The sequence below is a fragment of the Pseudomonas sp. B707 genome (genome assembly GCF_022496685.1).
Classification (GTDB): Bacteria; Pseudomonadota; Gammaproteobacteria; order Pseudomonadales; family Pseudomonadaceae; genus Aquipseudomonas; species Aquipseudomonas paraglycinae.
Genome location: NZ_WTVE01000036.1, coordinates 222383 through 249166, shown reverse-complemented (window position 1 = coordinate 249166; position 26784 = coordinate 222383). Strand labels below are relative to the sequence as shown.

Genomic DNA, 26784 nt, shown 5'->3' with positions numbered 1-26784 from the left:
CGCGAGGCGGCGTCAGTGACCACGAAGGACCTGGGCAACGGTCGCAACGTTATGGGCGAGGTGCAGCGGATTGATTGTCCCGACAATGGCACTGGCCACGCCGGGCTGGGCGAACAGCAACTCGAAGCTGGCGCGCACCGGATCCACGCCGGGACTCAGGCACACATGACCGCTGGCCAGTGCCTTTTTCACCAGAATGGCTTTGCCGTGGGCAGCAGCATAGTCAATGACCGCCTTCTCGTTTTGTTCGTTCAGATTGTAGGTGACCATCGCACAGTCGCCTTGCTCCAGTGCTTTGAGGCCACCGTCGACGGTTTTGCCGGAAAAGCCGAAGCCGCGAATCTTGCCCTCGGCCTTGAGTGCCGCGAGGGTTGCGTAGACTTCGCTGTCGTTGAGGATCGCCAGATCGTTACCGTCGGAGTGCACCAGCACCAGGTCGATAAAATCGGTTTCAAGACGTTGCAGGGTGCGCTCCACCGACATCCGAGTGTGAGCGGCGCTGAAGTCGTGGGTCGACTGGCCGTCGACAAATTCTTCGCCGACCTTGCTGACGATCACCCAGTCCTGACGCTGACCGCGCAGCAACGGGCCGAGACGTTCCTCGCTGCGGCCATAGGCCGGTGCGGTGTCGATCAGGTTGATGCCCAGCTCCCGCGCCTGCTTGAGCAACATGCGCGCGGCGTCGTCGTCGGGAATCTGGAAGCCGTTGGGGTATTTCACGCCCTGGTCGCGGCCGAGTTTGACGGTGCCCAGGCCCAGTGGCGAAACCAGCAGGCCGGTGCTGCCCAGTGGGCGATGCAGATCGTGCAGGGTCGGCAGGCTCATGGCAGCAGTTGCTCCCAGGCGGGAACACCCATCGGTGGTTTTGGCAGCTCGGGCAGCGGAGCCGGGTGGCTTGGCTGGATGCCGTCGCGTTCGAGGGACGCGATCACGCGGTCAGCGAAGTCTGGCGCCAGGGCCAGTTTGGTTGGCCAGCCGACCAGCAGGCGACCTTCTTCAGCGAGGAAGGCGTTGTCTGGACGGGTAAGACCGGTTTGCAGCGGTTCGGCGCGATCGACGCGCAGGGTCGCCCATTGCACGGTGCTCAGGTCGATCCATGGCAACAACTGGCCAAGTTCTTTTTTAGCGGTGGCGATCTGTTCGGCCGGCTCACGGGCCACGCCTTCGGACTCGGCAATGTCGCCGCCCAGATACCAGACCCACTGGCCGTCAGCGGCCGGGTGGGTGGTCACGGTGATGCGCGGCTTGGTGCCGCCACCGAGGCAGTGCGCGTACAGCGGCTTCAGGCCCGGGCCTTTGGCGATGATCATGTGCAGCGGCCGGCGTTGCATGGCCGGATGAGTCAGGCCCAAAGCAGTGAGCAGGTCGGCGGTACCGGCACCGGCACTGAGGACGATGCGCTGGGCGCGGATCTCGCGGCCGTCGACTTTCAGGCCAACCAGTACGCCGCTTTCCAGCAGCGGCTCGATGGTCTGGCCGGCGAGCAGACCGTCACCCGACAGGTCGGCCAGACGCTGGATCAGGCTCGGCACGTCGATCACCAGTTCGGCGAGGCGGTAGACCTTGCCCTTGAAACGCTTGTCTTGCAGGGCCGGCGGCAGTTGATCGCCCTTGACCTGATCGACCCGGCCACGCACCGCTTTGCTGGCGAAGAAACTGGTGAGGTTGCCGGCGAGGGTGCCCGGCGACCACAGGTAATGGGCTTCGGACAACAGGCGCACGCCGGTCAGGTCCAGTTCGCCGTTACCGGCCAGGGCTTCACGCCAGCGGCGCGGCATGTCGGCGATGGCTTCCGAGGCGCCGGTCAGTGCACCGTGCAGCGCGTACTTGGCGCCGCCGTGAATGATGCCCTGGGACTTCACACTCTGCCCGCCGCCGAGGCTGGCGCTTTCCACCAGCACGGTCGAGAAACCCTGGCGACGCAGGCGCGCGTTCAGCCAGAGACCGGCGACACCCGCGCCGACAATCAGCACGTCGGTGGAAATTGGAGATGGCATGCAACGACCTCAGTGTTCAAGACGAGGGCGCAGTATACAGACTCGGGGAAAAGGGGATTTGTCGATGATCAACAGAGGGAAGGCATGAGCCCTTACAGGAGCGAGTGCCTGCAAGGGCTCATGTGAGGATCAATGGCCGGCCGTTTTCGAGAACAGCTGAATCACCACCACGCCGAGCACGATCAGCGCCATCCCGAGCATCGCCGGGATATCCAGCTTCTGCCCATAGATGAACAGCGCCGCGACGCTGACCATCACGATGCCCATGCCGGCCCACACCGCGTAGGCCACGCCCACCGGCACGCTGCGCACCACCAGGGTCAGCATCCAGAACGCGATGGCGTAGCCGACGATGACCAGCACCAGTGGCAATGGCGTGCTGAAGCCTTTGACGGCTTTCATCGAAACGGTCGCGATCACTTCGGCACAGATGGCGATGGCCAGGTAGACGTAAGCGTTCATGTTCAAATCCTCGTGTGTAGCGTTGCTTTCTGAGGCGGCATTCTAGTGACTCCCCAGATGGGGTAAAGTCATTACCTATCTGTTTACAAGATGGGTTGGCCGATGAGCATGCAGTGGAATCTGGAGCAGTTGCGGGTGTTTGTTGCGGTCGCCGAACAACGCTCGTTTTCCGCCGTGGCGCGTCAGCAACGCAAGGCGCAGTCGGCGATCAGCAGCGCGATTGCCATGCTCGAGGACGACCTCGGCGTCAGTCTGTTCGAGCGTAGCAGCGGTCGCCAGCCGAGTCTCACCGAAACGGGTGAAGCCTTGCTTGAAGAGGCGCGTGAAGTGTTGCGTCAGTGCGAGCGCCTGAACGGTCGGGCCGTGGCCATGATGCGCGGGCAGGAAGCGCAATTGCGGGTTGCCCAGGATGAGGCGATGCCTTATCAGGCGCTGGTGGAAAGCTTCGGCGCGCTGGCCGAGCAGTTTCCCAGTCTTGAGGTGCAACTGACCAGCGCCGCCCAAGGCGAGGTTTCGCGCAAACTCGTGGAGCGCCGTGCCGATCTCGGGTTGCTGTTCTATCACGACGAAATCCCCGAAGCGCTGGAGCGCCGGGTGCTGGGCAGTGTGGAAATGGTCACCGTCTGCGGGGTCAATCATCCGCTGGCGGCGCAGTCACGGGTCAACTGCCAGCAGCTTGCTCAGCATCGGCAACTGCTGATGTCGACTCAGACCAGCGTCTACCCCGGCAGCGAACCGGCCAGTCCGCAGGTCTGGCGCGCCGACAGTTTCTACGTGATGGCCGAATGGCTGGTGCGCGATCTCGGTTGGGCCTGGCTGCCGCGTCACGTGGTGCAGTACTCGGCGTATCAGGGCCTGATGGTGGAACTCGACAGCGAATGGACGCCGCCGGCGCTGGTGGTGGAGCTGGTCTGGCGCCGCGACGAACCCCTCGGGCCAGCCGCCCGTTGGCTGGCGGAGCGATTTGCCATACACCTGCGGGCGATCGGCGGCAAAAGCCGATAAACTCCGCCGCCATGAATAGAACTCTCTACACCGCGCTGTTTTACCTGGGGCTGCCATTGGTGGCGATTCGGCTGTGGCTGCGCTCGCGCAAGGCGCCGGCGTATGCCAAGCGGATTGGCGAACGATTCTCCTATGGCATGCCGGCCCTGCAACCGGGCGGCATCTGGGTTCATGCCGTGTCGGTGGGCGAAAGCATCGCCGCCGCGCCGATGATTCGCGCGCTGCTGCAACGTTATCCACAGCTGCCGATCACCGTAACCTGTATGACCCCGACCGGCTCGGAGCGCATTCACGCGTTGTTCGCCAACGAGCCGCGCATCCAGCACTGCTATTTGCCGTATGACTTGCCCTGCGCGGCGGCGCGTTTTCTGGATCGCGTGCAGCCGAAACTGGCGGTGATCATGGAAACCGAACTGTGGCCCAACCACATTCACCAATGCGCCAAACGCAGGATTCCGGTGGCGCTGGCCAACGGGCGCCTGTCCGAACGTTCAGCCAAGGGCTATGGCCGGTTCAGCAAACTGACCGCACCGATGCTGGCCGAGATGAGCCTGTTCGCCGTGCAGACCGAAGCTGAAGCACAGCGTTTCCGTGATCTCGGTGCGCGCCCGGAGACAGTCGAAGTCACCGGCTCGATCAAGTTTGACCTGACCATCGACCCGCAACTGCTGCAACGTGCTGCTGAACTGCGTGGCCAGTGGCAGGCGCTGGAGCGACCGGTATGGATCGCCGCCAGCACCCATGAAGGCGAAGATGAAGTGGTGCTGAATGCCCACCGTCGCTTGCTGGCCAACCATCCCGATGCGCTGCTGATTCTGGTACCGCGCCATCCGGAGCGTTTCAACTCGGTGTTCGAGTTGTGCCAGCGTGAAGGCTTTGCCACGGTGCGTCGTTCGACCGGCGCGAGCGTCGATGCTGCAACGTCGGTGCTGCTCGGCGACACCATGGGCGAATTGCTGTTTCTCTATGCCCTGGCCGACAGCGCGTTCGTCGGCGGCAGCCTGGTGCCCAACGGCGGCCACAACCTGCTGGAACCGGCAGCGCTGGCGAAACCGGTGATCAGCGGCCCGCATCTGTTCAACTTCCTCGACATCGCCGCGCAACTGCGCAGCGCCGGAGCCTTGGCCGAAGTGGATGATGCCGAAGGTCTGGCGACAGAAGTGCAGCGCCTGTTCGAACTGCCCCGCGACGCACAGCGCATGGCCGACGCCGGGCTGAGCGTGATGCGCCGCAATCAGGGCGCGTTGCAACGTTTGCTCGATGGCCTGGGAAGGTTGATCGACCGCCCATAAAAAAACGCAGCCTCAGGGCTGCGTTTTTTGTTTAAGGCCGGGCCTTGAGCTGGGCTTCGGCAGCCTTGGCCAGATCCGGCGGCAGGAAGTCCTTGTCCGGGTTGTAGTCGGCCTTCAGGTAGCGGGTCAGGTCCTGCAAATCACCCGGGTTCAACGTCCCCGCGGCCTGCTTCAGGCGCAGGTTGTCGAGGATGTAGTCGTAGCGAGTGTTGTTGTAGTTGCGTACCGAGGTGTAGAGCTGACGCTGGGCGTCGAGCACGTCGACGATGTTGCGCGTACCTACCTGGTAACCGATTTCCGTGGCTTCCACTGCGCTCTGGTTGGAGATGATCGACTGGCGGCGCGCCTGCACCTGCTCGACGTCGGTGTTCACCGCGCGGTGCAGGTTGCGGGTGTTCTCCACCACTTGCCGGCGCAGGCCTTCACGCTGTTGTTCGGTCTGGTCCAGCCGCGAGTACGACTCGCGCACTTGCGAGCTGGTCAGTCCGCCGCTGTAGATCGGGATGTTCAGTTGTAAGCCCACGGTGCTCTGCTCGACGTTGCCACTGTACGGCGTACCGAACGCGTTCGGGTTGGAGAAGCCGAGGGCGTCGTTGTCGCCTTTCTCGTATTTGGCCACCGCGTCGAGGGTCGGCAGGTGGCCGGCCTTGCGCTGTTTCAGGGTCTGTTCGGCGGAGCTGACCGCGTAGTTGCTGGCCAGCAGATTGAGGTTCTGTTTCGCGGCGGTATCGACCCAGGCCTTGGCGTCGTTCGGCGCCGGCGGCAGGATCGGCAACGTGTGGACGATGCCCTGGATCGAGTTGTACTGGCGGTTGGTCAGGGTGATCAGCGCTTCGAACGCATCATCGACCTGACGCTGGGCGACGATCCGGTTGGCGCGCGCGGTGTCGTAACTGGCTTGCGATTGCAGCACGTCGGTCTTGTCCGACAGGCCCACATCGAAGCGCTCATTGGACTGATCGAGCTGGCGCTTGAACGCGGCTTCCTCGGCTTTGGTCGAGGCCAGGTTGTCCTGGCTGCGCAGCACGTTGAAGTAGCTTTCGGCGGTTTGCAGGATCAGGTTCTGCTCGGTGGCCGAGAGTTGCAGCGCGGCCTGCTCGTTGACGTCCTTGGCGGCCTGGTACTGGAACCAGCGGTCGGCGCGGAACAGCGGTTGCGCCAGCGTCGCCTGATAGGAGTGCGCGCTGCGATTGGCGATGGCCGAGGGCTGGTCGATCGAAGTGCGCACGTTGGCGACTTCAGCGCCGCCGGACAGGTTCGGCAGTAGCCCGGCGCGGGCCTGGGGCACCACTTCTTTCTGCGCACCGTACTGGGCGCGGGCAGCGGCCAGGTCGGCGTTGTTGTCGACGGCTTCCTGATAGACGCTGACCAGATCGGTCCTGGTCGATAAAGGCGCTTCTGCTGCCCAGACCGTGGCGGTGGACGCACAAGACACGGCAACAGCCAGTGAGAGTTTGCGCAGCATGAGGCGATCCCTAGCATGAATATTATGGAAATAATCCGGGCGCCAAAGGTAAGGCGCGGCCCATGCAGCGTCAAGGCGCAGCATGGCGTAGCGAGTGTAGTTGCGCAGGCGGCAGGCAACAATCTGCCAATTGCGCCATTCATCATGGTGTTTGCCGCGGTGTTGGCGTTCTTTGCCGGTTGTGTCTAGACTGGCCGGGTTCTTGTCGGGGTGCCTTGCTATGAGGCTGAGATCGAATAATTTCGGATCCCGTTGAACCTGATCAGGTTAGCGCCTGCGTAGGGAACAAGATTTCTCGTCACCCGGCGAGTCCTCTTGTGCTTCGTCCGGGATATTGTTCGACAATCGAACGCTCGACGACGATGCACAGCACCAGTCCTGGTGCGTCCGTGCCTTTCAGGTTCTGCTCCGACAATCCACTGCCTGGATGCTGTCTGGAGAGCCCGTGATGACTACAAAATCTAAAAACGCGATCAACCTGAGTGACTCGGCCAAGGTCGACGAGCAGTCGGTTCAACCGTTCACCCGTTCGCAAAAAGTCTACGTTCAGGGCTCCCGCCCGGACATCCGCGTGCCGATGCGCGAAATCACCCTCGATGTGACCCCGACCGACTTCGGCGGCGAAATCAATGCGCCGGTCACCGTCTACGACACCTCGGGCCCGTACACCGATCCGAACGTGGTGATCGACGTGCGCAAAGGTCTGGGCGACGTGCGTTCGGCGTGGATCGATGACCGTGGCGACACCGAGCGCCTGCCAGGCCTGAGTTCGAATTTCGGTCAGGAGCGCCTGGCCGATCCGGAGCTGACCAAACTGCGTTTCGCCCACGTCAACAACCCGCGCCGCGCCAAGGCCGGGGCCAACGTCAGCCAGATGCACTACGCCCGCAAAGGCATCATCACCGCCGAGATGGAATACGTCGCCATCCGCGAAAACATGAAGCTGCAAGAGGCCCGCGCTGCCGGTCTGTTGAAGCAGCAGCACGCCGGCCACAGCTTCGGCGCGAGCATCCCGAAAGAAATCACCCCTGAATTCGTCCGCGAAGAAATCGCCCGTGGCCGCGCGATCATTCCGGCCAACATCAACCACGTCGAACTGGAACCGATGATCATCGGCCGTAACTTCCTGGTGAAGATCAACGGCAACATCGGCAACAGCGCGCTGGGTTCGTCCATCGAAGAAGAAGTGGCGAAACTGACCTGGGGCATTCGCTGGGGCTCGGACACCGTGATGGACTTGTCCACCGGCAAACACATTCACGAAACCCGCGAGTGGATCATCCGCAACTCGCCGGTTCCGATCGGCACCGTGCCGATTTATCAGGCGCTGGAAAAAGTGAATGGCGTCGCCGAAGACCTGACTTGGGAGCTATTCCGCGACACGCTGATCGAACAGGCCGAGCAGGGCGTCGACTACTTCACCATCCACGCCGGCGTGTTGCTGCGCTACGTGCCGCTGACCGCCAAACGCGTGACCGGCATCGTGTCCCGTGGCGGTTCGATCATGGCCAAGTGGTGCCTGGCCCACCACAAAGAGAACTTCCTCTACACCCACTTCGACGAAATCTGCGAAATCATGAAGGCCTACGACGTCAGCTTCTCGCTGGGCGACGGCCTGCGTCCGGGCTCGATTGCCGACGCCAACGACGAAGCGCAGTTCGGCGAACTGGAAACCCTCGGCGAGCTGACCAAGATCGCCTGGAAGCACGACGTGCAATGCATGATCGAAGGCCCGGGCCACGTGCCGATGCAGTTGATCAAAGAGAACATGGACAAGCAGCTGGAATGCTGCGACGAGGCGCCGTTCTACACCCTCGGCCCGCTGACCACCGACATCGCACCGGGTTACGACCACATCACCTCGGGTATCGGTGCGGCGATGATCGGCTGGTTCGGTTGCGCGATGCTCTGCTACGTGACGCCGAAGGAGCACCTGGGTCTGCCGAACAAGGATGACGTGAAGACCGGGATCATCACCTACAAGATCGCCGCTCACGCCGCGGACCTGGCCAAGGGACATCCGGGCGCGCAGATTCGCGACAACGCCTTGAGCAAGGCGCGTTTCGAATTCCGTTGGGAAGACCAGTTCAACCTCGGTCTGGACCCGGACACCGCCCGTTCGTATCACGATGAAACCCTGCCGAAGGATTCGGCGAAGGTCGCGCATTTCTGTTCGATGTGCGGGCCGAAATTCTGCTCGATGAAGATCACTCAGGAAGTCCGCGAATACGCGGCCAACCAGCGGATCGACGCGGTCGACATGGACGTCGCCCAAGGCCTGGCGGAACAGGCCGAGCGGTTCAAGAAGGAAGGCAGTCAGCTGTACAAGAAAGTCTAGCCACGAGCGGCAAGCTACAAGCTACAAGAGGAGAAGCAGTCCGCATATCGCTTCTGACTTGTAGCTTGCAGCTTGCAGCTTTTTTCTGCTTCTCTGTGAGAAACGTCCTTGAGCATTCAACCCGGTACTTATTCCCCCGACCTCGCCGTACCCGGCAACCAGCGTGTGTTTGGCGGTCGCGATCTGTTTTCCCTATGGTTTTCCCTCGGCATCGGCCTGATGGTCTTGCAGACCGGTGCGCTGCTGGCGCCGGGGCTGGGCCTGTCGGGATCGCTGCTGGCGATCTTCCTCGGCACCCTGGTCGGCGTCCTGTTGCTGGCCGCCGTCGGCGTGATCGGCAGCGACACCGGCCTGTCGTCGATGGCTGCGCTGAAACTCAGCCTCGGCAGCAAAGGCGCGAGCCTGCCGGCGTTGCTCAACCTGCTGCAATTGATCGGATGGGGCTCGTTCGAAATCATCGTCATGCGCGATGCGGCCAGCCTGCTCGGCACCCGTGCGTTCAGCGAAGGTTCGCTGTGGGCCAGTCCGATGCTGTGGACGTTGTGCTTCGGTGCGCTGGCGACCTTGCTCGCGATCAGCGGGCCGCTGACGTTCGTGCGCAAGATCCTGCGCAAGTGGGGCATCTGGCTGATTCTGGCCGCGTGCATCTGGCTGACCTGGAACCTGTTCGCCAAGGCCGATCTTGCCGCCTTGTGGGCACAGGCCGGGGATGGCTCGATGTCGCTCGCCGTGGGCTTCGACATTGCGATTGCGATGCCGCTGTCGTGGCTGCCACTGATTGCCGACTACTCGCGTTTCGGCAAGAAGGCGAAGAACGTGTTCGGCGGTACGGCGATCGGTTTCTTCATCGGCAACTTCTGGCTGATGAGCCTCGGCGTCGCCTACACCCTGGCCTTCGCGCCGAGCGGTGAAGTCAACGCGCTGCTGTTGGCGCTGGCCGGTGCAGGCCTCGGGATTCCGCTGCTGCTGATTCTGCTGGACGAGTCGGAAAACGCTTTCGCCGACATTCACTCGGCAGCGGTTTCCAGCGGGATTCTGTTGCGTCTGAAAGTCGAGCATCTGGCGTTGGCCATCGGTGTGATCTGCACCCTGATCGCCTTGCTCGCGCCATTGGCGCAGTACCAGAACTTCCTGCTGCTGATCGGTTCGGTGTTCGCGCCGCTGTTCGGCGTGGTGCTGGTGGATCACTTCATCCTGCGCAAGCGCAGTGCCCAGGTGGCGTCGGCCGCGTTGCGCTGGCCGGCACTATTGGCCTGGCTGGGTGGCATCAGCACCTATCACTTGCTGGCCAATCTGTATCCGGATGTCGGCGCGACCCTGCCGGCGCTGGTGCTGGCAGGGCTGCTGCAACTGGTGCTCGGTCGGGCTTTCAGTTACGGCCGGGAAACAGCTCGGGCTTGAGAATGCCGTTCAGGCGCGGGTAAGGGATCTTCAGTTCGACGTGGCCCAGCGCATAAGGCGCGATGGTGGTCACGTCGTACTTGAGGATCACGCCGCCGTAGGTCAGCGCCACGTTCGGGGTTTTAACGAATGGCCAGCTCTTCACGAACTCCGGTTCCTGATCGAGCTTGGTGCTGATCAGCCAGCTGTTGTGCGCCACTTGCGCGGCTTTCCAGAACGCTTCTTCCTGACCCGGCAGAAGCATGTCCGCCAGGGTCAGCACCTTGTGCTGCTGACGCGAATAGTTGATGAAACCTCGGCCCGGCGTACCGTGGGCGCCGCCGGTGTCCAGGTAGCTCGAGGTTTCGATGATCACCAGACCGTCATGCTGCTCGCGTACTTTCGCCTGCAAATAGCTGCTGTTGCGCGGGCCGGCGGTGGCCAGGAACTGCTCGCGATACGCTGCCAGCGTCGGCGCTACCGGGGCGTTCGGTGCGGTGCGGGTCATCTGCAGCAGGCGTTTTTCGATGATGCCGTCCAGCGCCGGTTCTGCCGGGAAGCGCAACGTATCGATGTTCACCAGTGGGCAGTCCGGGTTGGAGCAGCCCGGTTTCAGCGTTTCCGAGGCGTCGCGGGTGGTTTCCAGCGGCGTGCGGTAGTTGGGCTGGAACAGGCTGGCGCAGGCGCCCAGGGTCAGGGCGATGGCGGCCACGGAGGCGATTTTGAAAAGCGACATGGGCGTCCTTTCTGAAGCAGGGGAAGGCAAAAAGTTACCGCTTCGACTCTCAACGAAGCGGTCAGTTCGCCACTAAGCTAATTAGAGTGGGTTTCGCCTCCACCGTCCATCCCGCTGACAGTAAAGGGGCTGCATCAAACGTCACCGGCGCGTTAGGATGGCGCGAAGTCGAGGTCGCAGGTAAGGCGCCTCGTATTGGATTTGCAGTAAAGAGGATGCTCATGACCGATTTTGCCAAAGCCATTCCGACCGCCGTCGATATCGTGCGACGCGAGCAGTGCTACAAGGGCTTCTACAAGCTCGACCGTCTGCACTTGCGCCACGAACTGTTCGCCGGTGGCATGAGCCGCGAAATCAATCGTGAAGTGTTCGTGCGCCACGATGCGGTGTGCATGCTGCCCTACGATCCGCAGCGCGATGAAGTGGTGCTGATCGAGCAGTTTCGCGTCGGCGCGATGGGCAAGGCCGATAACCCGTGGCTGGTGGAGCTGGTCGCCGGTCTGATCGACAAGGACGAACAGCCGGAAGAAGTTGCTCACCGCGAGGCACAGGAGGAAGCTGGGCTGGACATCAAGGCCCTGTGGCCGATGACCAAATACTTTCCATCGCCGGGCGGCAGCAACGAATTCGTGCATTTGTATCTGGGGCGTTGCAGCACCGAAGGCGCGGGCGGCCTGCATGGGCTGGAGGAAGAAGCTGAAGATATTCGCGTCACGGTCTGGGCTTTTGAAGATGCCCTGCAGGCCGTACGTGACGGACGGATTGCCAATGCGGCGAGCATCATCGCCTTGCAGTGGCTGGCGCTCAATCGCGCCGAAGTGAGGGGGCTATGGTCGTAAACAAGCTGCGCGATCGCTACCGCGTCGACCTCGTGGGCCTGCAAGCCGCCTGCGAGGCGAACTACGCGCGCCTGATGCGACTGTTGCCGGACATGCGCAGCGACCCCGAGGCCCGGCGTATCGCCGTGACCCAGGGCGACCAGATGCTCGGCGTACTGACCCTGGAAGTGCTGCAGGCCTGTCCTTACACCACGACCCTGCAGGTGCGTCAGGAACACAGCCTGCCGTGGCTGCCGGTGCCGCAACTGGAAGTGCAGGTCTATCACGACGCGCGCATGGCCGAGGTGATCAGCGCCGAGCATGCGCGACGGTTTCGCGGCGTCTATCCTTACCCGAATGCGGCCATGCATCAGCCGGACGAGAAGGCCCAGCTCAATCTGTTCCTGGGCGAGTGGCTGAGTCATTGCCTGGCGTGCGGACACGAATACGCGGCGGTCCGATAACCACCGCAAGTTGTGAACTGCGTCCGGTTCGCCGGTTTCTCTTTGCGCTGTCCCCCCGCATAATTGCCGCACCTATCCAGTCCCGCGATCCCGGGGGAGAACGCCTTGCCGAGCGTATCGACTTTGACCACCGCCGACACGGCGTTGCTGGTGCAGCTCTCTGACAGTCATCTGTTCGCCGAGGCGGACGGAACGTTGCTGGGCATGAACACCCGCGAGAGCCTGCAAAAAGTCATCGAACTGGTGCTCGAACAGCAACCGCGGATCGACCTGATCGTTGCCAGCGGCGACCTGTCCCAGGACGGTACGCTGGAGTCCTACCAGCAATTCCGGCAGATGACGGCGCAGATCGACGCGCCGGCCCGCTGGATTCCCGGCAACCACGACGAGCCACAGATCATGGCTCAGGCGACTGTGAAGAGTGCGCTGCTGGAGTCCGTGGTGGACGTCGGCAACTGGCGCGTGACCCTGCTCGATTCGGCCGTGCCCGGATCGGTGCCGGGGTATTTGCAGGACGACCAGCTGCAACTGCTCGCCCGCTCCCTGAGCGAAGCGCCGGATCGCCATCATCTGGTGTGCTTTCACCATCACCCGGTGTCGATCGATTGCGCCTGGATGGAGCCGATCGGCTTGCGCAATCCGGAAGCGTTTTTCGACGTACTCGACCGTTTCCCGCAGGCCCGCGCCGTGCTGTGGGGGCATGTCCATCAGGAGATCGACCGCGAGCGCAACGGCGTACGGCTGATGGCATCGCCGTCGACCTGCATCCAGTTCGAGCCGGGCAGCGAAGACTTCAAGGTCGGCGAGCAGGCACCGGGGTATCGCTGGTTGCGATTGTTGCCGGATGGGCGAATCGAGACCGGTGTGGAGCGTGTCACGGGTTTCGATTTTCAGGTTGATTACGGCTCCGACGGTTACTGATTGACGGGCGCAGCGCTGATTTCCTCGGGTGCTGGCCCAACACCCCTCGACTCCCTGTAAACTCCGCTTTCTTCAGCCGACGCCCAGGGAGCTCAAATGTCCGGTTCGATTCTCTATATCCATGGTTTCAACAGTGCGCCGGCCTCGAAAAAGGCCTGTCAGCTGGTCGAGGTGATGGAGCGGCTGGGTTTGAGCGATCAACTGCGTGTGCCGGCGCTGCATCACCACCCGCGCGAAGCCATCGGTCAGCTGGAACAGGCAATCGCCGAACTCGGCCGGCCATTGCTGGTGGGAAGCTCGCTCGGCGGCTACTATGCGACTCACCTGGCCGAGCGCCATGGCTTGAAAGCCTTGCTGGTCAACCCGGCCGTCAGTCCGCACCGGATGTTCGACGGATACCTGGGCACCCAGAAAAACCTGTACACCGACGAAACCTGGGAGCTGACCCACGACCACGTGACGGCCCTGGCCGAGCTGGAAGTGCCGGCGCCGCAGGATCCGCAGCGTTATCAGGTATGGTTGCAGACCGGGGATGAAACGCTGGATTATCGCCTTGCCCAGCAGTATTACCGGGCCTGCGCCTTGCGCATTCAGGCCGGCGGCGACCACAGTTTCCAGGGATTTGTTACACAATTGCCGGCATTGCTCAGCTTTGCCGGGATTGGTGCCGATACCTATCAGGCAATCGATTTCACCGCACTGTGAAGTCTTGCCCCATTTTCATTGATTCACTGACGACGAGACCCTATGGCCACTCCCAGCGCTAGCTCCTATAACGCCGACGCCATCGAAGTCCTCTCGGGCCTCGACCCGGTGCGCAAGCGCCCCGGCATGTACACCGACACCAGTCGGCCGAACCACCTTGCCCAGGAAGTCATCGACAACAGCGTCGACGAAGCCTTGGCCGGCCACGCCAAATCGATCCAGGTCATCCTCCATGCCGATCATTCGCTGGAAGTCTGCGACGACGGCCGTGGCATGCCGGTCGACATCCATCCGGAAGAGGGTGTGTCGGGCGTCGAGCTGATCCTCACCAAGCTCCATGCGGGCGGCAAGTTTTCCAACAAGAACTACCAGTTCTCCGGTGGTCTGCACGGGGTGGGTATTTCGGTGGTCAACGCCTTGTCGACCCAGGTACGGGTGCGGGTCAAGCGTGACGGCAACGAATATGAAATGACCTTTGCCGACGGCTTCAAGGCCACCGATCTGCAAGTGATCGGCACCGTCGGCAAGCGCAATACCGGGACCAGCGTGTACTTCGCGCCGGATCCGAAATACTTCGATTCGCCGAAATTCTCCATCAGCCGCCTCAAGCACGTGCTCAAGGCCAAGGCCGTTCTGTGCCCGGGGCTGCTGATCAGTTTCGAAGACAAAGGCACTGGCGAGAAGGTCGAGTGGCATTACGAAGACGGCCTGCGTTCCTACCTGGTGGACGCGGTCAGCGAATTCGAGCGCCTGCCGGACGCGCCGTTCTGCGGCAACCTGGCCGGTACCAAGGAAGCGGTCGAGTGGGCCTTGCTGTGGCTGCCGGAAGGTGGCACCTCGGTCACTGAAAGCTACGTCAACCTGATCCCGACGGAGCAGGGCGGCACCCACGTCAACGGTCTGCGTCAGGGCCTGCTTGATGCGATGCGCGAGTTCTGCGAATTCCGCAGTCTGCTGCCGCGTGGCGTGAAGCTGGCGCCGGAAGACGTTTGGGAGCGCATTGCTTTCGTCCTGTCGATGAAGATGCAGGAGCCGCAATTCTCCGGCCAGACCAAGGAGCGTCTGTCGTCTCGTGAAGCAGCGGCTTTCGTTTCCGGTGTGGTCAAGGACGCGTTCAGCCTGTGGCTCAATGCCAACCCGGAAACCGGTCTGGCGCTGGCCGAACTGGCAATCAGCAACGCCGGCCGTCGCCTGAAGGCCAGCAAGAAAGTCGAGCGCAAGCGCATCACCCAGGGGCCGGCGTTGCCGGGCAAACTGGCCGATTGCGCCGGGCAGGATCCGATGCGTTCCGAGCTGTTCCTGGTGGAAGGTGATTCCGCCGGCGGTTCTGCCAAGCAGGCGCGGGACAAGGAATTCCAGGCGATCCTGCCGTTGCGCGGCAAGATCCTCAACACTTGGGAAGTCGACGGCAGCGAAGTGCTGGCCAGCCAGGAAGTGCACAACATCGCCGTAGCCATCGGTGTCGATCCGGGCGCCGAGGACATGAGCCAGCTGCGCTACGGCAAGATCTGCATCCTCGCCGACGCCGACTCCGACGGTCTGCACATCGCAACATTGTTGTGCGCCTTGTTCGTCCAGCATTTCCGCCCGCTGGTGGATGCCGGTCACGTCTACGTGGCGATGCCGCCGCTCTACCGCATCGATCTGGGCAAAGAGATTTACTACGCCCTCGACGAAGCCGAGCGCGACGGGATCCTCGACCGTCTGGTGGCCGAGAAGAAACGCGGCAAGCCACAGGTCACCCGATTCAAAGGCCTGGGTGAAATGAACCCGCCGCAACTGCGCGAAACCACCATGGACCCGAACACCCGGCGTCTGGTGCAGTTGACCCTCGGGGACGACTTCGCCCAGACCTCGGAAATGATGGACATGCTGCTGGCGAAGAAACGCGCCGGCGACCGCAAGACCTGGCTCGAATCCAAGGGCAACCTTGCCGAGGTTCTGGCCTGATGCGGTTTGGCTGGACCTTGGCGGGTGCGTTGCTGCTGGGTTCGATGACGGTGTCGGCAGAGCCTGTGCAAGAATTGCGCGTGCTCGCCGAACACCCGGTCGAAGGCATGCGCGGCGGCAATCTGTCGGGGCTGGCCTTGTGCGGTAATGACCTGTGGACGGTTTCGGACCGCGACGATGATCAGATCTACCGTCTCGATATCCGCGACCGGGTCTGGCAGGCCACGGCCGTGCGCATCGATCCGCCGAAAGTGCCGGACAGCGGCTTGCCGTGGGGCATCAGTTCGCGCACCTGGGCGGCGTCGTTCATTCGTGGCGGCGATCTGGATTTCGAAGGCATCAGCTGTGATAGCGCCGGTAACCGCTACATCGTCAGCGAAGCCCACGCGGCCGTGCTGCAAGTACCGCCGCAGGGGCCGTCGTCGTGGCTGAAAATCTCGCCGATGATGGTGCGCGAGGCGCGGGCCAGTGGCATGTTGCTGCAGTTCAACGCGATATTTGAAGGTCTGGCGATCAGTCCGGCGGGCGATCAGATGTGGCTGGCTGCCGAGCGGCAAAGTCGCGGTTTGTTGCTGATCAAACGCCAGCAGACAGTGTGGGATTGTGACGGTCGCTGCGTGTTGCTCAGCGAGGGCGGCATGGAAATGCAACCGCCGCAGTTCCCGAAAGCCCGTCCGGTCAATCGGGATTTTTCCGATATCTCCCTGTTCAACGGCAAGCTGTTTACCCTTGAGCGCAACGCGTACCAGATCTGTCGACGGGATGCGCAGACGGCCAAGGTCGAGCTCTGCTGGTCGTATGCGGCCGAGCTGTTGCAGGCCAATCGTCGTTACGAGCAGAACTTCGGGCTGGAAGAGGCGCTGGTCGTCGATGCACAGGGTGCCTGGATCGGCGTCGACAACAATTTCGGCCCGCGCGCCGATGGCGAGGTTCGCCCGATCATCTGGCGTTTCGCCGCGCCTGAGGGTGGCTGGAGCGCCAAGCCATGAGCCAGCAACCGCCGGGCAAACGCGCCGGTCGGGTGCTGATGATTCTGGCGTGGTGCGCGGCGCTGTTTCTGGCCACGCGGTTTTTCGGCCAGTGGGAAGAACGCCAGCGTAATCCCAATGCGGAAGTGGCTTCGCTGCAGGGCAACGGCTTTATCGAAGTGAAACTGATCGGCAACGCCCAGGGACATTTTGTCGCCAGCGGCCTGATCAACGGTCGGCCGGTGGAGTTCATGCTCGACACCGGCGCGACCGATGTGGCAATCCCTGCCGAGGTGGCGAAAGACCTCAGGCTGGAAGAAGGTTTCGGTGTGACCCTGAGCACGGCCAATGGCCTGAGCCAGGGCTATCGCACCCGTATCGACCGCCTGCAACTGGGCGACATCGTGCTGCGGGACGTCCGCGCACTGGTGGCGCCGGGGCTGCATGGCGATCAGGTGCTGCTCGGCATGAGCGCCCTGAACAAACTTGAATTTACTCAGCGCGGCGGCACCATGCTGCTGCGCCAGACAACGAACCGATGAGGCCCGCATGAGCGATAACCTTGCAGACAGCTTAGATGGCGTAGAACGCCGGTCGCTGGCTGACTTCACCGAAAATGCCTACCTCAACTACTCCATGTACGTGATCATGGACCGTGCCCTGCCGCATATCGGCGACGGTCTGAAACCAGTACAGCGGCGTATCGTCTATGCCATGAGCGAGCTGGGGCTGGATGCCGATTCCAAGCACAAGAAGTCGGCGCGTACCGTCGGCGACGTGCTCGGCAAGTTCCACCCGCACGGCGACTCGGCGTGCTACGAAGCGATGGTGCTGATGGCCCAGCCGTTCAGCTATCGCTACACGCTGGTGGACGGCCAGGGTAACTGGGGTGCGCCGGACGATCCGAAATCCTTCGCCGCCATGCGTTACACCGAAGCGCGGCTGTCGCGTTATTCCGAAGTGCTGCTCAGCGAACTGGGCCAGGGCACCGCAGACTGGGGCCCGAACTTCGACGGCACCCTGCAGGAACCGCTGGTGTTGCCGGCACGTTTGCCGAATATCCTGCTCAACGGCACCACCGGCATCGCCGTGGGTATGGCCACCGACGTACCGCCGCACAACCTGCGCGAAGTCGCGACCGCGTGCGTGCGCCTGCTCGATGAGCCGAAAGCCACGGTCGAACAGCTCTGCGAGCACATTCAGGGCCCGGACTACCCGACCGAAGCGGAAATCATCACCCCACGCGCCGACCTGTTGAAAATGTACGAAACCGGCAAGGGCTCGGTGCGCATGCGCGCCGTGTACCACGTCGAGGACGGTGACATCATCGTCACCGCGCTGCCGCATCAGGTCTCCGGGGCCAAGGTGCTGGAACAGATCGCTGCGCTGATGCAGGCCAAACCGTCGAAAGCGCCGCAGATCGCCGATCTTCGCGACGAATCCGACCACGAGAACCCGTGCCGCATCGTGATCATTCCGGTCAACAGCCGCGTCGATCACGAAGCGCTGATGCAGCACCTGTTCGCCAGCACCGAGCTGGAGTCGACCTATCGGGTCAACGTCAACATCATCGGTCTGGACGGCAAGCCGCAGCTGAAAAACCTCCGTGCGCTGCTGGTGGAGTGGCTGGAATTCCGCGTGCTGACCGTGCGTCGCCGCCTGCAATTCCGCCTCGACAAGGTCGAGCGTCGCCTGCACCTGTTGGACGGTTTGCTGATCGCCTACCTCAACCTGGATGAAGTGATCCACATCATCCGCACCGAGGAACACCCGAAAGCCAAGCTGATCGAGCGTTTTGCCCTCAGCGAGATCCAGGCCGACTACATCCTCGACACCCGCCTGCGTCAGTTGGCGCGACTGGAAGAGATGAAGCTGCGCGACGAGCAGGACGAACTGCTCAAGGAACAAGCCAAGCTGCAAGCCTTGCTGGGCAGCGAAGCCAAGCTGAAGAAGCTGGTTCGCACCGAGCTGTTGAAAGACGCTGAAACCTACGGCGATGACCGTCGGTCGCCAATCGTCGAGCGTGCCGAAGCCAAGGCGCTGACCGAACACGATCTGCTGCCGAACGAGAAAGTCACCGTCGTACTGTCGGAAAAAGGCTGGATCCGTTCGGCCAAAGGCCACGAGATCGACGCCACCGGCCTGTCGTACAAAGCCGGGGACGGCTTCAAGACCTCGGCGGCGGGGCGTTCGAACCAGTCGGCGGTGGTCATCGACTCCACGGGCCGCAGTTACTCGCTGGCCACCCACACCCTGCCATCGGCACGGGGCCAGGGCGAGCCGTTGACCGGCCGTCTGACGCCGCCGCCGGGCGCCACGTTCGAATGCGTGCTGATGCCTGAAGAGGACTCGCTGTACGTGATCGCCTCCGACGCCGGCTACGGTTTTGTGGTGAAAGGCGAAGACCTGCAAGCCAAGAACAAGGCCGGCAAGGCCCTGTTGAGCCTGCCGAACAACGCCAAGGTGATTGCGCCGCGTCCGGTCGCCGACCGCGAGCACAACTGGCTGGCCTCGGTGACGACCGAGGGTCGCCTGTTGATCTTCAAGATCAGCGATCTGCCACAATTAGGTAAGGGCAAAGGCAACAAGATCATCGGTATTTCCGGTGAGCGTGTGGCCAGTCGCGAAGAATATGTCACGGACATCGCCGTTCTTCCGGAAGGCGCCACCTTGGTGCTGCAGGCCGGAAAACGTACCTTGTCGCTGAAAGCCGACGACCTCGAACACTACAAAGGTGAACGTGGTCGTCGTGGTAACAAACTGCCACGTGGCTTCCAGCGGGTGGATGCGCTGCTCGTCGAAAACCTCAATTAAGCGTCCTAGACGCTCCGATCTACGATTTAACCCGTAGATCGGCGCTTTGGCGCTGGAGTCGGAACGCATATTCACGGATGATATGGCCTTTCCAAGCGCCGGCGTGGCCGAGCGTTCTTCATATTTATTGAGTATTTTCACTGTGGTCAGCCTTGTGGCGGCCACCTGGACGGGATGATGACTTCTCTGCGCCCCCTTATTTTCCTGCTCGCCGGCGTTCTTGGCCTGGCGGGTTGCAGCGTTCACCAGCCGGTGTCGCTGTATCAGCTGGACAGCGGAAGTCCGGCCCAGCCTGCGCAAAGCGCGGGCATGGCAGTTTTGCTGGGCCCTGTGATCGTTGCCGATTACCTGCAACGGGAGACCCTGCTGCAGCGTCAACCGGACGGCAGCCTGCAAGCTTCGACCGATGGTCGCTGGGCCGGAAGCCTTTCGTCGGACATCGATCAGTTGCTGTTGCGTCAGGTTGCCGGGCATCTGGACAGTCAGCGCGTCGTGCTGGCGCCGGCCACTGTGGGCTTCACCCCGGATGTGCAGGTGCTGTTGACCATTACGCGTCTGGATTCTGGTCAATCGCAACCGGCGATCCTCGATGCGCAATGGCGTCTGATCGACCGCCGTGGCCAGGTGCGCGATAACCGCATCGTCCATCTGCAAGAGCAGCATGCCGGCACCACCGCCGCGCAGGTGCAGGCGCAAGGCGTGTTGTTGCAGCGTCTGGCCGAGCAGTTGTCGGTAGCGCTCAAGCCGTTGGCCAATCAGCCACCGGTCGCCGAAGCGCCGCGCAAACCGGCACCGAAACCGGCAGCACCGGCGGCGGAAGCCGAGAAGCAGCCGAAGATACCGATGGCTTCGCCGATTCGTACGGATATGGAAGTGTTTCGCTTCTAAGGCTGGATCGAGTCAGGACAGAGCCCGCCTTGTGCGGGCTTTGTCGTGTCTGGGCGTTGGTGGGACATGCATTGGTGTCCGACTCGAAAAGCCCCTCACCCTAACCCTCCCGAAACGTCGGACCGCCCGGAGGGAGAGGGGACTGATTGGGGGATATTCGGGAGGTACGCCGACTTGAAAGCTCGGCTGTGAATCCATAATCGACTCAAATTTTCAGGTCGACGGATAGCGTTATACACCTCAGTCAGTCCCCTCTCCCTCTGGGAGAGGGCTAGGGTGAGGGGCTGTTTGACGACGGGTGATATCACAATAACGCCACAAACAAAAAGCCCGCAGACAATCACTCGTCTGCGGGCTTCTTCACATCAAGGGCAAGGCCTCAGGCCCGACGCTCATGCATCCGCGCCAGCTGCCGCTCAAGCATCGACGGATAAGGCTCCATCAACCGCTCCACACAGCAAGCCCCCTCAGGGCTGGCAATCGGCCGGATTCGTGCACGCTGGCGAATCAGCGCGTCGTCACCGATCTTGCGCTCCACCAGCAGCAGGTTGCGGCTGTGTTGCGACAGAGCCAGGGCGTCCTGGGCGGAATCGGTCAGCAACAGGTCAATCTGGCTCAGGCCGAACAGTTCGTCGCCGAGGGTCAGGCCCAGCTGCAATTGCAGGGTGATGCCGCTGTCGGCGACTTCGATCTGCAACTGGTGGCCCAGCGCCCGCAGCAGCTCGCCGCAGCAGATGGCGTTGGTCAGGTAATCGTCGCCGCTGTCTTCGGTGTGGAACAGCATCAGGGTGCTGCCGTCGTTCAGTGTTTCGATTTCACCCTGGTACAGCGAAGCAGCCTGCTCCAGGCAGTCGCGATAGCGATCCTGCAACTCTTCCAGACGTGCGCGCGGCAAACGGCGCAGTTGTTCCTGCGAGCCCAGTTGTACCGCCAGCACCGCCGTGTGTTGCGGCACGCTCGGGGTCGGTCGGCGCACTGCCGGTTGTGCTGTTTCGTCCAGCGACTCGTCACGCAGATCGGCGAACGGGTCTTCGTCATCGTCGTCTTCAACGGTGCTGACCACATGGCGTGGCGCAGGCTTCTGCGCAGCCATCGGGCGGCTCTCGTCGAAACTCGGATCACGCAGGTTGCGCACTTCGAATTCCGGCTCGTCGTCCTCGAACTCGGGTTCCGGCTCAGGCTCCGGTTCGGCCGGCTCCGGCGCATAGTTGGCGTGTAACTGGCGGGCAAGATCGCCGATCTCGTCCTGACGTTCGATACCCGGCGTGTATTCGTCGATCCGGCGCAACCACACGCGCAGTTGCAGCAGCGGCGTGGAGATGTGCCGGCCCAGACGCAGGCTCAGGGCCAGTGACAGTGCCAGCAGGATCGCACTCAGGATACCCATGCTTTGCAGGCTGATGGTCATCGGCTGCTGGAACTGATCCATGTCCAGGCTGATGCGCAGTTGCCCGGCGGTCACGTCCTGGAAAGTGATCTTGCTCTCGTACATGCCCTCGGCTTCGCCCAGCAGGCCGTGCTTGGGCCGCTGACCGGACTCGGCGAGGATGCGGTTGTCCACGCTGTAGATGGCGGCGTGGGCCACCAGCTTGTTCTTGGTCAGGTTGTTGAGCAGCACGTTGAGGCTGAGGATGTCGTTGGACACCAGCAGCTCGGTGGCGGAGGTGGCGGTCTGCGTGGTCAGGCTTTCGCCCAGCGCATCGGCCTGCTCGTGCATGGCCTGCTTGAACTGCAGGCCCATCACGCAGGCATAGATCACCAGGGCCAGGGCGACCAGGATCACGTTATGGCTGGCAATGCGCAATGCAATCGGTACACGGCGGTGGCGCAGTGCACGGAAGATCAGCAGAAAGAAGTTATCGGTTTTAACTGGCGTGGGCCGGTTCACTGAGCTCGGCTCTTTTGTCCGTGAAGTTGACGCGCAGTATAGCGACAGGCCCTAGACCGGCAAAGCGCTGGCGGTGCCCGATGGTCACTGAAAGTGGGTAGAATGCGGTTTTTTTCCAGTTGCGGGGGTGCGCGTTGCGCGAAATCGTCCTGATTAACATCACGGGAGTCGACCGTCCGGGTCTGACGGCGGCCATTACCGGTGTTCTGGCCCAGGGTGGTGTGAATATCCTCGACATCGGTCAGGCGGTGATCCACGACATGCTGTCGTTCGGCATCCTTGTGGAAATCCCCGACTCCGAGCAAGGCAAGTCGGTGCTCAAGGACATCCTGTTCAAGGGCTATGAGCTCGACCAGCAGGTGCGTTTCACCCCGGTGTCCGAAGAGGATTACCAGCAATGGGTGGGCAATCAGGGCAAAAAGCGCCACATCGTTACCCTGCTGACCCGCAAGGTCACCGCCGGCCAGTTGCAGGCCGTGAGCTCGATCACCGCCAAATACGGCCTGAACATCGATCATATCGACCGTCTGTCGGGTCGTATGCCGCTGGATACCCCGGCTGACAAGGGCAAGGGCTGCATCGAATTCTCCGTACGCGGTGAAGCGGCCGACCCGCAGGCCCTGCGCGCCGAATTCCTCAGCGTGGCTCAGGAGCTGAACGTCGACATCGCCTTCCAGGAAGATTCGCTGTTCCGTCGCAACCGTCGTCTGGCGGTGTTCGACATGGACTCGACCCTGATCGAAGCCGAGGTCATCGACGAACTGGCCAAAGCCGCCGGCGTCGGCGATCAGGTTTCGCAAATCACCGAGCGGGCAATGGCCGGCGAGCTGGACTTCCGCGCCAGCTTCAAGGAGCGTCTGGCACTGCTCAAGGGCCTGGATGTCAGCGTGCTCGATTCGATCGGCGCCTCGCTGCGCCTGACCGAAGGCGCCGAAACCCTGTTCGCCGAACTCAAGCGTCTGGGCTACAAGACCGCGATCCTGTCGGGCGGCTTCACCTACTTCGCCAAGCAATTGCAGGCCAAACTCGGCATCGATTACGTGTTCGCCAACGAACTGGAAGTGGTCGACGGCAAATGCACTGGCGTGGCGATCGAGCCGATCGTCGATGCCCAGCGCAAGGCTGATCTGCTGAAGCAGCTGGCTGAAAAAGAAGGTTTGCGTCTGGAGCAGACCATCGCCGTGGGCGACGGCGCCAACGACCTGCCGATGCTGGCGATTGCCGGTCTGGGCGTGGCGTTCCGCGCCAAGCCGCTGGTCAAACAGTCGGCGAAGCAGGCGATCTCGACCCTCGGTCTGGATGGCGTGCTGTACCTGCTGGGCTTCCGCGATCGCGACGGGCAGCTCTGACATCGGCGCAGGATCGCAGCCTTCGGCTGCGGTCCTGGCTCAAAGGGATTTCCACAACGAGTCGAAATCCTCTTCGCTCCCGCCATTCCTGGCGGTTTCCAGCGAGCGATAGGCAAACTGATTGAAACTGTGAGTGCTGGCCACCCGCCGATCCAGCCCGGCGCGGTGCTCCTCGCCCTGGGTGTTGATCAGCACTTTGTTGCCTTCCTGAAACGGCAGCCGTGGCGCCAACAGCGTCGCCGGCAAGTCGATCGCACTGATTTCCGGCAACAACAAACCGCGCAGATACTGGCTGTGATCATCCCGCGAACGCACCAGTTGCAAACCGCACGGCCGCGCATGGGGCGCCACCAGTTCGATGCCCATTTGCGTACCGGCGCCGCGTACCTGGCGGATCCAGCGCACCACGGCAATGCTCCAGCCCTGATTGAGGCTGTCCTGAATCCCGACCATTTCCCCGGCCTGCAATTCGGCGGGTACATCCTTCGGCCAGGCCAGACAATAACCGCCGGGGCTGTGGTTGATCACCGGCAAGGCGTAGGTCGGGTAATGCGGCGGACTGTCGGCGTCGTCTTCATCGTCGATCAGCGGTTCGTAGCGGATTTCCTCGTAGGGCAACAATTCATCGGACGTGCTCTGTGGTGCGGCATCGAACGCCTGGCTCCAGCTGTCCTTTTCGCCCTGAACCACCGCGCGGCTGAAATTCGCCGCGCGGGCGCCGGGGTGCTTGAGCAGTTCGCTGAAGGTGCGCTCGCCGCCAAGGTAGAAGTGCAGGGCGCTCATGCCGACGCACACGGTCAGGTTGCCCTGGCCGACGGTGCGCTGGAAGCTGCGTTCGGCGGCTTCGCCCCAGGTGGCGTGCAAATGTTGCAGGGTGTCGAGCGTCAGGCCGGACGGCACGGGCAGCGGCGTGGTCGCATCCTGATGCAGCAGGTGGGCCTCGATGGCGTTCACCAGTGGTTGCGGATCGAAACCGAGCAGACTGGCTTGTTGCTCGCTACGGAATTGGGAGCGGTAACGCGGGCCGGCGTCGATCTCTGCCGAAACCGCGAACAACCCTTCGCCCGGATGGGCGGGATGCAGCTTCAGCCAGGCGCTCCACGGTTCCACCACTTGCGCCAGACGCACGATCTGATTCTGCCGCAACTGATTGCAGCGGGCGCTGCCCAGCAGCAGGGCGGCGAGGTAGGTCTGTTCGACACTCAACTCGGCGGTCAGGCTGGCAAGGTCGTCGCGCACCCGGCGATGTTGCAGTTGCAGCTCGCAGGCGCAGCGAAACAATTGATGCAGTTCGAACCACAGCTGTTCCGGTGCGGCGCTGTACAACTGCGTAGCGCGAACCAGTTGCCCTTTCAGCGCATGGGCCGCCCGTTGCAGCGCTTCGCTCACCAGGGCTGCGCGATCCCGGGAATACTTGGGCGCGATCCGCAGAATGATCTGTTTGTAACCGATGGCCAGCTGACTTTGCAGGGCCTGGCACAGGTTGCTGATCTTGCGTGAGCGCTCATCGAGCATGATCGCCTGATGCAGAAAATGCCGTTCCAGATGCTGGCAGACGAAGTAAACCTCGGGGCGCAACAGTTCCAGCAGATGCAGGCGATTATCGCTGGGCGTCAGCAATTGATTGAGCTCACCTAAGCCTTGATACAGCAGGCGCGCGGTTTCGCCGATGTTTGCTTTCGGCAGGTCGGCGATCCAGCGCTTGAGGTCGCGCGGGGTGGCTTCACAGAAGGACAGGCGCAACTGCGTCGGGGTCGGGGCGCTCAGTTTTGGTTGGGAACGAGGCTCACTCATGCCGTGACAAGCTCCGGCGGCGAATAGGGCAATGCCAAAAACTCTAGCAGTTGTGGTCTGTTTCGCAGGCGATTGTCAGGGTTTTTTACCGTTGGTCTGCTGGCCTGGTGCCATTCCCGCAGGCGCTACTAGGCTCTCAGGCGTGCGATCGGAAACGCACGGTTGCACGGCCTGCCGTCAACGTCGGGGCAGGTCTCCCGAAACTTCAAGGAGATGAGGTTCATGTCTAAATACGCAGTGGCAAATCAATGGGGCGGTAGTTCGGCACCCTGGCATCCGGGTGGAACCTGGGTGCTGGGCGCGCGGGACAACCAGAACGTCGTCGCGATCGAGATCAAGTCCGGCGACGGTGGCAAAACCTTTAACGGCACTATGACTTACGCCGGCGAAGGCCCTATTGGCTTCAAGGCTCAGCGCACTGGCCAGAACCAGTACAACGTCGAAAACCAGTGGGGTGGCAACGATGCCCCGTGGCACCCAGGTGGCAAGTGGGTGATCGGCGGGCGGGATAACCAGAATGTTATCGCGTTGAGTGTCACATCCAATGACGGAGGGAAAAACCTCAGTGGCACCAATACCTACGCCAACGAAGGCCCGATCGGCTTCCGTGGGCAGATAGAGTAACGGCGCCACCCAGGTCGTATCCGCCCCTTCGCAGACGTGCGAAAGGGCGGATCAACAGGTTCAGGCGTTGGACAGTGCCAGGGCCTGACCCATCTGCACCGGCGAGCCGGCTTTCAATTCTTCAACCCATTTCACCTGATCCGGCCCGAACAGCACGATCGCGGTCGAACCCAGCTTGAAGCGCCCCAGTTCCGCACCTTTTTCCAGATGAATCGGCGCACGGGCGGCTTCGTCGTAACGGAAGGTTTTCAGCTCGCGCTTCGGCGGCGTGACCAAACCGGCCCATACGGTTTCGATCGATGCCACGATCATCGCGCCCACCAGCACCACGGCCATCGGCCCGCGCTCGGTGTCGAAGATGCACGCCACGCGCTCGTTGCGGGCGAACAGTTCAGGAACGTTTTCCGCGGTGGTCTGGTTGACCGAGAAGATCCGGCCCGGAATGTAGACCATTTCGCGCAGGGTGCCGGCCAGCGGCATGTGCACGCGGTGGTAGTCCTTCGGCGACAGGTAAACAGTCGCGAATTCACCGCCCATGAACGGCGCCGCATTGGCCGCGTCGCCGCCCAGCAGCTCCAGCACGCTGAAGCTGTGGCCCTTGGCCTGGAAGATACGACCGTGTTCGATCGGACCGAGCTGGCTGATCGTACCGTCGGCCGGGCTGAGGATTGCGCCCGGGGTCTGGTCCAGTGGACGTGCGCCGTCTTTCAGCGCGCGGGTGAAGAAGGCGTTGAAGTGCTCGTAAGCGGTCACGTCTTCAACCAGCGCCTGCGACATGTCCACTTGATAACGCTTGGCGAACCAGGTGGTGAAGGCATTCTTGAACCAGCGCACGCGGCACTCGGCGACGCAGCCGGCCAGGCGCGACAGCAGGTGATGAGGCAGCAGGTACTGGCTGATGATAAACAAACGCTCTTTCATGACTG

At 62.3% G+C, this 26784-nt stretch carries 23 protein-coding genes and 1 riboswitch; of the genes, 15 read left to right on the top strand and 8 right to left on the bottom strand.

All coding sequences use genetic code 11. The features are described 5' to 3' along the window. Positions 1-12: 12 nt before the first annotated feature. The 3 genes from GQX66_RS28335 to GQX66_RS28325 form a co-directional block, all read right to left on the bottom strand. Positions 13-825 (bottom strand): aldo/keto reductase, encoded by an 813-nt coding sequence (locus GQX66_RS28335; RefSeq protein ID WP_102686805.1) that lies wholly within the window; start codon positions 823-825, stop codon positions 13-15. Beyond that, entirely contained in the window at positions 822-1997 is a 1176-nt protein-coding gene (locus GQX66_RS28330) for an FAD-dependent oxidoreductase (protein WP_102716951.1), read from the bottom strand. Before GQX66_RS28330 ends, GQX66_RS28335 begins: the two co-directional genes overlap by 4 nt. Before the next feature lie 129 nt (positions 1998-2126). Then, positions 2127-2459, bottom strand: coding sequence for an SMR family transporter (locus tag GQX66_RS28325; protein ID WP_007952237.1), 333 nt, complete (start codon positions 2457-2459; stop codon positions 2127-2129). Positions 2460-2561: 102 nt separating this feature from the next. Here GQX66_RS28325 and GQX66_RS28320 point away from each other — a divergent pair, with 102 nt between their 5' ends. Both GQX66_RS28320 and waaA read left to right on the top strand, forming a co-directional pair. Next, positions 2562-3464, top strand: coding sequence for a LysR family transcriptional regulator (locus tag GQX66_RS28320; protein ID WP_007952236.1), 903 nt, complete (start codon positions 2562-2564; stop codon positions 3462-3464). A gap of 11 nt (positions 3465-3475) precedes the next feature. Then, the gene (gene waaA, locus GQX66_RS28315) at positions 3476-4756 is read left to right on the top strand and encodes a lipid IV(A) 3-deoxy-D-manno-octulosonic acid transferase (protein ID WP_085746480.1); all 1281 of its coding nucleotides are present in this window, start codon (positions 3476-3478) and stop codon (positions 4754-4756) included. Positions 4757-4787: 31 nt separating this feature from the next. On the opposite strand, the gene GQX66_RS28310 is transcribed toward waaA, so the two are convergent. Further along, a complete protein-coding gene (locus GQX66_RS28310; protein ID WP_240872114.1) occupies positions 4788-6221 on the bottom strand; it encodes a TolC family outer membrane protein in 1434 nt (477 codons plus the stop codon). A 196-nt stretch (positions 6222-6417) separates the two neighbouring features. Beyond that, a riboswitch (TPP riboswitch) is annotated at positions 6418-6523 on the top strand. A gap of 146 nt (positions 6524-6669) precedes the next feature. Between GQX66_RS28310 and thiC the strand changes: the two genes are divergently transcribed. Both thiC and cytX read left to right on the top strand, forming a co-directional pair. Next, a complete protein-coding gene (gene thiC / locus GQX66_RS28305; protein WP_240872113.1) occupies positions 6670-8559 on the top strand; it encodes a phosphomethylpyrimidine synthase ThiC in 1890 nt (629 codons plus the stop codon). Between the two features lie 108 nt (positions 8560-8667). Continuing rightward, positions 8668-9960, top strand: a complete 1293-nt coding sequence (gene cytX / locus GQX66_RS28300) for a putative hydroxymethylpyrimidine transporter CytX (protein WP_240872112.1) — start codon at positions 8668-8670, stop codon at positions 9958-9960. Here the strand turns inward: cytX and GQX66_RS28295 are convergent. Then, positions 9929-10675: an RsiV family protein gene (locus GQX66_RS28295; RefSeq protein ID WP_085746483.1), complete on the bottom strand. Its 747-nt coding sequence runs from the start codon at positions 10673-10675 to the stop codon at positions 9929-9931. The genes cytX and GQX66_RS28295 overlap by 32 nt on opposite strands. A gap of 221 nt (positions 10676-10896) precedes the next feature. On the opposite strand from GQX66_RS28295, the gene GQX66_RS28290 reads away from it, so the two are divergent. The 9 genes from GQX66_RS28290 (at position 10897) to GQX66_RS28250 (ending at position 20203) form a co-directional block, all read left to right on the top strand. Then, on the top strand, positions 10897-11514 hold the full coding sequence (locus tag GQX66_RS28290) for an NUDIX domain-containing protein (RefSeq protein ID WP_102686800.1): 618 nt from the start codon (positions 10897-10899) through the stop codon (positions 11512-11514). Continuing rightward, positions 11505-11957 (top strand): DUF1249 domain-containing protein, encoded by a 453-nt coding sequence (locus GQX66_RS28285; protein ID WP_007952222.1) that lies wholly within the window; start codon positions 11505-11507, stop codon positions 11955-11957. The genes GQX66_RS28290 and GQX66_RS28285 overlap by 10 nt, the downstream gene beginning before the upstream one ends. A gap of 105 nt (positions 11958-12062) precedes the next feature. Next, positions 12063-12878 carry a 3',5'-cyclic-AMP phosphodiesterase gene (cpdA, locus tag GQX66_RS28280; RefSeq protein ID WP_240872111.1) on the top strand — a complete coding sequence of 272 codons (816 nt, stop codon included), beginning with the start codon at positions 12063-12065 and terminating at the stop codon, positions 12876-12878. A 96-nt stretch (positions 12879-12974) separates the two neighbouring features. Next, on the top strand, positions 12975-13583 hold the full coding sequence (locus GQX66_RS28275; protein ID WP_064382909.1) for a YqiA/YcfP family alpha/beta fold hydrolase: 609 nt from the start codon (positions 12975-12977) through the stop codon (positions 13581-13583). Between the two features lie 42 nt (positions 13584-13625). Then, entirely contained in the window at positions 13626-15533 is a 1908-nt protein-coding gene (gene parE, locus GQX66_RS28270; protein WP_039766602.1) for a DNA topoisomerase IV subunit B, read from the top strand. After that, positions 15533-16522: an esterase-like activity of phytase family protein gene (locus tag GQX66_RS28265; protein ID WP_240872110.1), complete on the top strand. Its 990-nt coding sequence runs from the start codon at positions 15533-15535 to the stop codon at positions 16520-16522. The genes parE and GQX66_RS28265 overlap by 1 nt, the downstream gene beginning before the upstream one ends. After that, the gene (locus GQX66_RS28260) at positions 16519-17043 is read left to right on the top strand and encodes a TIGR02281 family clan AA aspartic protease (protein ID WP_240872109.1); all 525 of its coding nucleotides are present in this window, start codon (positions 16519-16521) and stop codon (positions 17041-17043) included. Before GQX66_RS28265 ends, GQX66_RS28260 begins: the two co-directional genes overlap by 4 nt. A 7-nt stretch (positions 17044-17050) precedes the next feature. Beyond that, positions 17051-19315, top strand: a complete 2265-nt coding sequence (gene parC, locus GQX66_RS28255; RefSeq protein ID WP_129972327.1) for a DNA topoisomerase IV subunit A — start codon at positions 17051-17053, stop codon at positions 19313-19315. 177 nt (positions 19316-19492) lie between these two features. After that, on the top strand, positions 19493-20203 hold the full coding sequence (locus GQX66_RS28250) for an ABC-type transport auxiliary lipoprotein family protein (RefSeq protein ID WP_085746491.1): 711 nt from the start codon (positions 19493-19495) through the stop codon (positions 20201-20203). A 379-nt stretch (positions 20204-20582) separates the two neighbouring features. Here the strand turns inward: GQX66_RS28250 and GQX66_RS28245 are convergent, their stop codons facing one another. Next, a complete protein-coding gene (locus GQX66_RS28245) occupies positions 20583-22091 on the bottom strand; it encodes an AhpA/YtjB family protein (protein WP_102686795.1) in 1509 nt (502 codons plus the stop codon). Between the two features lie 134 nt (positions 22092-22225). Between GQX66_RS28245 and serB the strand changes: the two genes are divergently transcribed. Further along, complete coding sequence (gene serB, locus GQX66_RS28240) at positions 22226-23440, top strand: phosphoserine phosphatase SerB (RefSeq protein ID WP_039766615.1); 1215 nt, start codon at positions 22226-22228, stop codon at positions 23438-23440. Between the two features lie 39 nt (positions 23441-23479). Here serB and GQX66_RS28235 read toward each other — a convergent pair whose 3' ends face one another. Continuing rightward, positions 23480-25234, bottom strand: coding sequence for a molecular chaperone (locus tag GQX66_RS28235; RefSeq protein ID WP_240872108.1), 1755 nt, complete (start codon positions 25232-25234; stop codon positions 23480-23482). 222 nt (positions 25235-25456) lie between these two features. On the opposite strand from GQX66_RS28235, the gene GQX66_RS28230 reads away from it, so the two are divergent. Further along, complete coding sequence (locus tag GQX66_RS28230) at positions 25457-25858, top strand: lectin OAA (protein WP_102686793.1); 402 nt, start codon at positions 25457-25459, stop codon at positions 25856-25858. 60 nt (positions 25859-25918) lie between these two features. On the opposite strand, the gene asd is transcribed toward GQX66_RS28230, so the two are convergent. Beyond that, a complete protein-coding gene (gene asd / locus GQX66_RS28225) occupies positions 25919-26779 on the bottom strand; it encodes an archaetidylserine decarboxylase (protein WP_240872107.1) in 861 nt (286 codons plus the stop codon). Between the last annotated feature and the right edge of the window lie 5 nt (positions 26780-26784).

Bases quoted from the DNA above. Each gene is read 5' to 3' on its own strand.
- GQX66_RS28335 (WP_102686805.1), bottom strand. From the start codon at position 825: ATGAGCCTGCCGACCCTGCACGATCTGCATCGCCCACTGGGCAGCACC.
- GQX66_RS28250 (WP_085746491.1), top strand. From the start codon at position 19,493: ATGACTTCTCTGCGCCCCCTTATTTTCCTGCTCGCCGGCGTTCTTGGC.
- waaA (WP_085746480.1), top strand. From the start codon at position 3,476: ATGAATAGAACTCTCTACACCGCGCTGTTTTACCTGGGGCTGCCATTG.
- GQX66_RS28310 (WP_240872114.1), bottom strand. From the start codon at position 6,221: ATGCTGCGCAAACTCTCACTGGCTGTTGCCGTGTCTTGTGCGTCCACC.
- GQX66_RS28235 (WP_240872108.1), bottom strand. From the start codon at position 25,234: ATGAGTGAGCCTCGTTCCCAACCAAAACTGAGCGCCCCGACCCCGACG.
- GQX66_RS28265 (WP_240872110.1), top strand. From the start codon at position 15,533: ATGCGGTTTGGCTGGACCTTGGCGGGTGCGTTGCTGCTGGGTTCGATG.
- GQX66_RS28330 (WP_102716951.1), bottom strand. From the start codon at position 1,997: ATGCCATCTCCAATTTCCACCGACGTGCTGATTGTCGGCGCGGGTGTC.
- GQX66_RS28260 (WP_240872109.1), top strand. From the start codon at position 16,519: ATGAGCCAGCAACCGCCGGGCAAACGCGCCGGTCGGGTGCTGATGATT.
- GQX66_RS28290 (WP_102686800.1), top strand. From the start codon at position 10,897: ATGACCGATTTTGCCAAAGCCATTCCGACCGCCGTCGATATCGTGCGA.
- asd (WP_240872107.1), bottom strand. From the start codon at position 26,779: ATGAAAGAGCGTTTGTTTATCATCAGCCAGTACCTGCTGCCTCATCAC.
- GQX66_RS28320 (WP_007952236.1), top strand. From the start codon at position 2,562: ATGAGCATGCAGTGGAATCTGGAGCAGTTGCGGGTGTTTGTTGCGGTC.
- GQX66_RS28285 (WP_007952222.1), top strand. From the start codon at position 11,505: ATGGTCGTAAACAAGCTGCGCGATCGCTACCGCGTCGACCTCGTGGGC.
- parE (WP_039766602.1), top strand. From the start codon at position 13,626: ATGGCCACTCCCAGCGCTAGCTCCTATAACGCCGACGCCATCGAAGTC.
- thiC (WP_240872113.1), top strand. From the start codon at position 6,670: ATGACTACAAAATCTAAAAACGCGATCAACCTGAGTGACTCGGCCAAG.
- GQX66_RS28325 (WP_007952237.1), bottom strand. From the start codon at position 2,459: ATGAACGCTTACGTCTACCTGGCCATCGCCATCTGTGCCGAAGTGATC.
- GQX66_RS28230 (WP_102686793.1), top strand. From the start codon at position 25,457: ATGTCTAAATACGCAGTGGCAAATCAATGGGGCGGTAGTTCGGCACCC.
- parC (WP_129972327.1), top strand. From the start codon at position 17,051: ATGAGCGATAACCTTGCAGACAGCTTAGATGGCGTAGAACGCCGGTCG.
- GQX66_RS28295 (WP_085746483.1), bottom strand. From the start codon at position 10,675: ATGTCGCTTTTCAAAATCGCCTCCGTGGCCGCCATCGCCCTGACCCTG.
- GQX66_RS28275 (WP_064382909.1), top strand. From the start codon at position 12,975: ATGTCCGGTTCGATTCTCTATATCCATGGTTTCAACAGTGCGCCGGCC.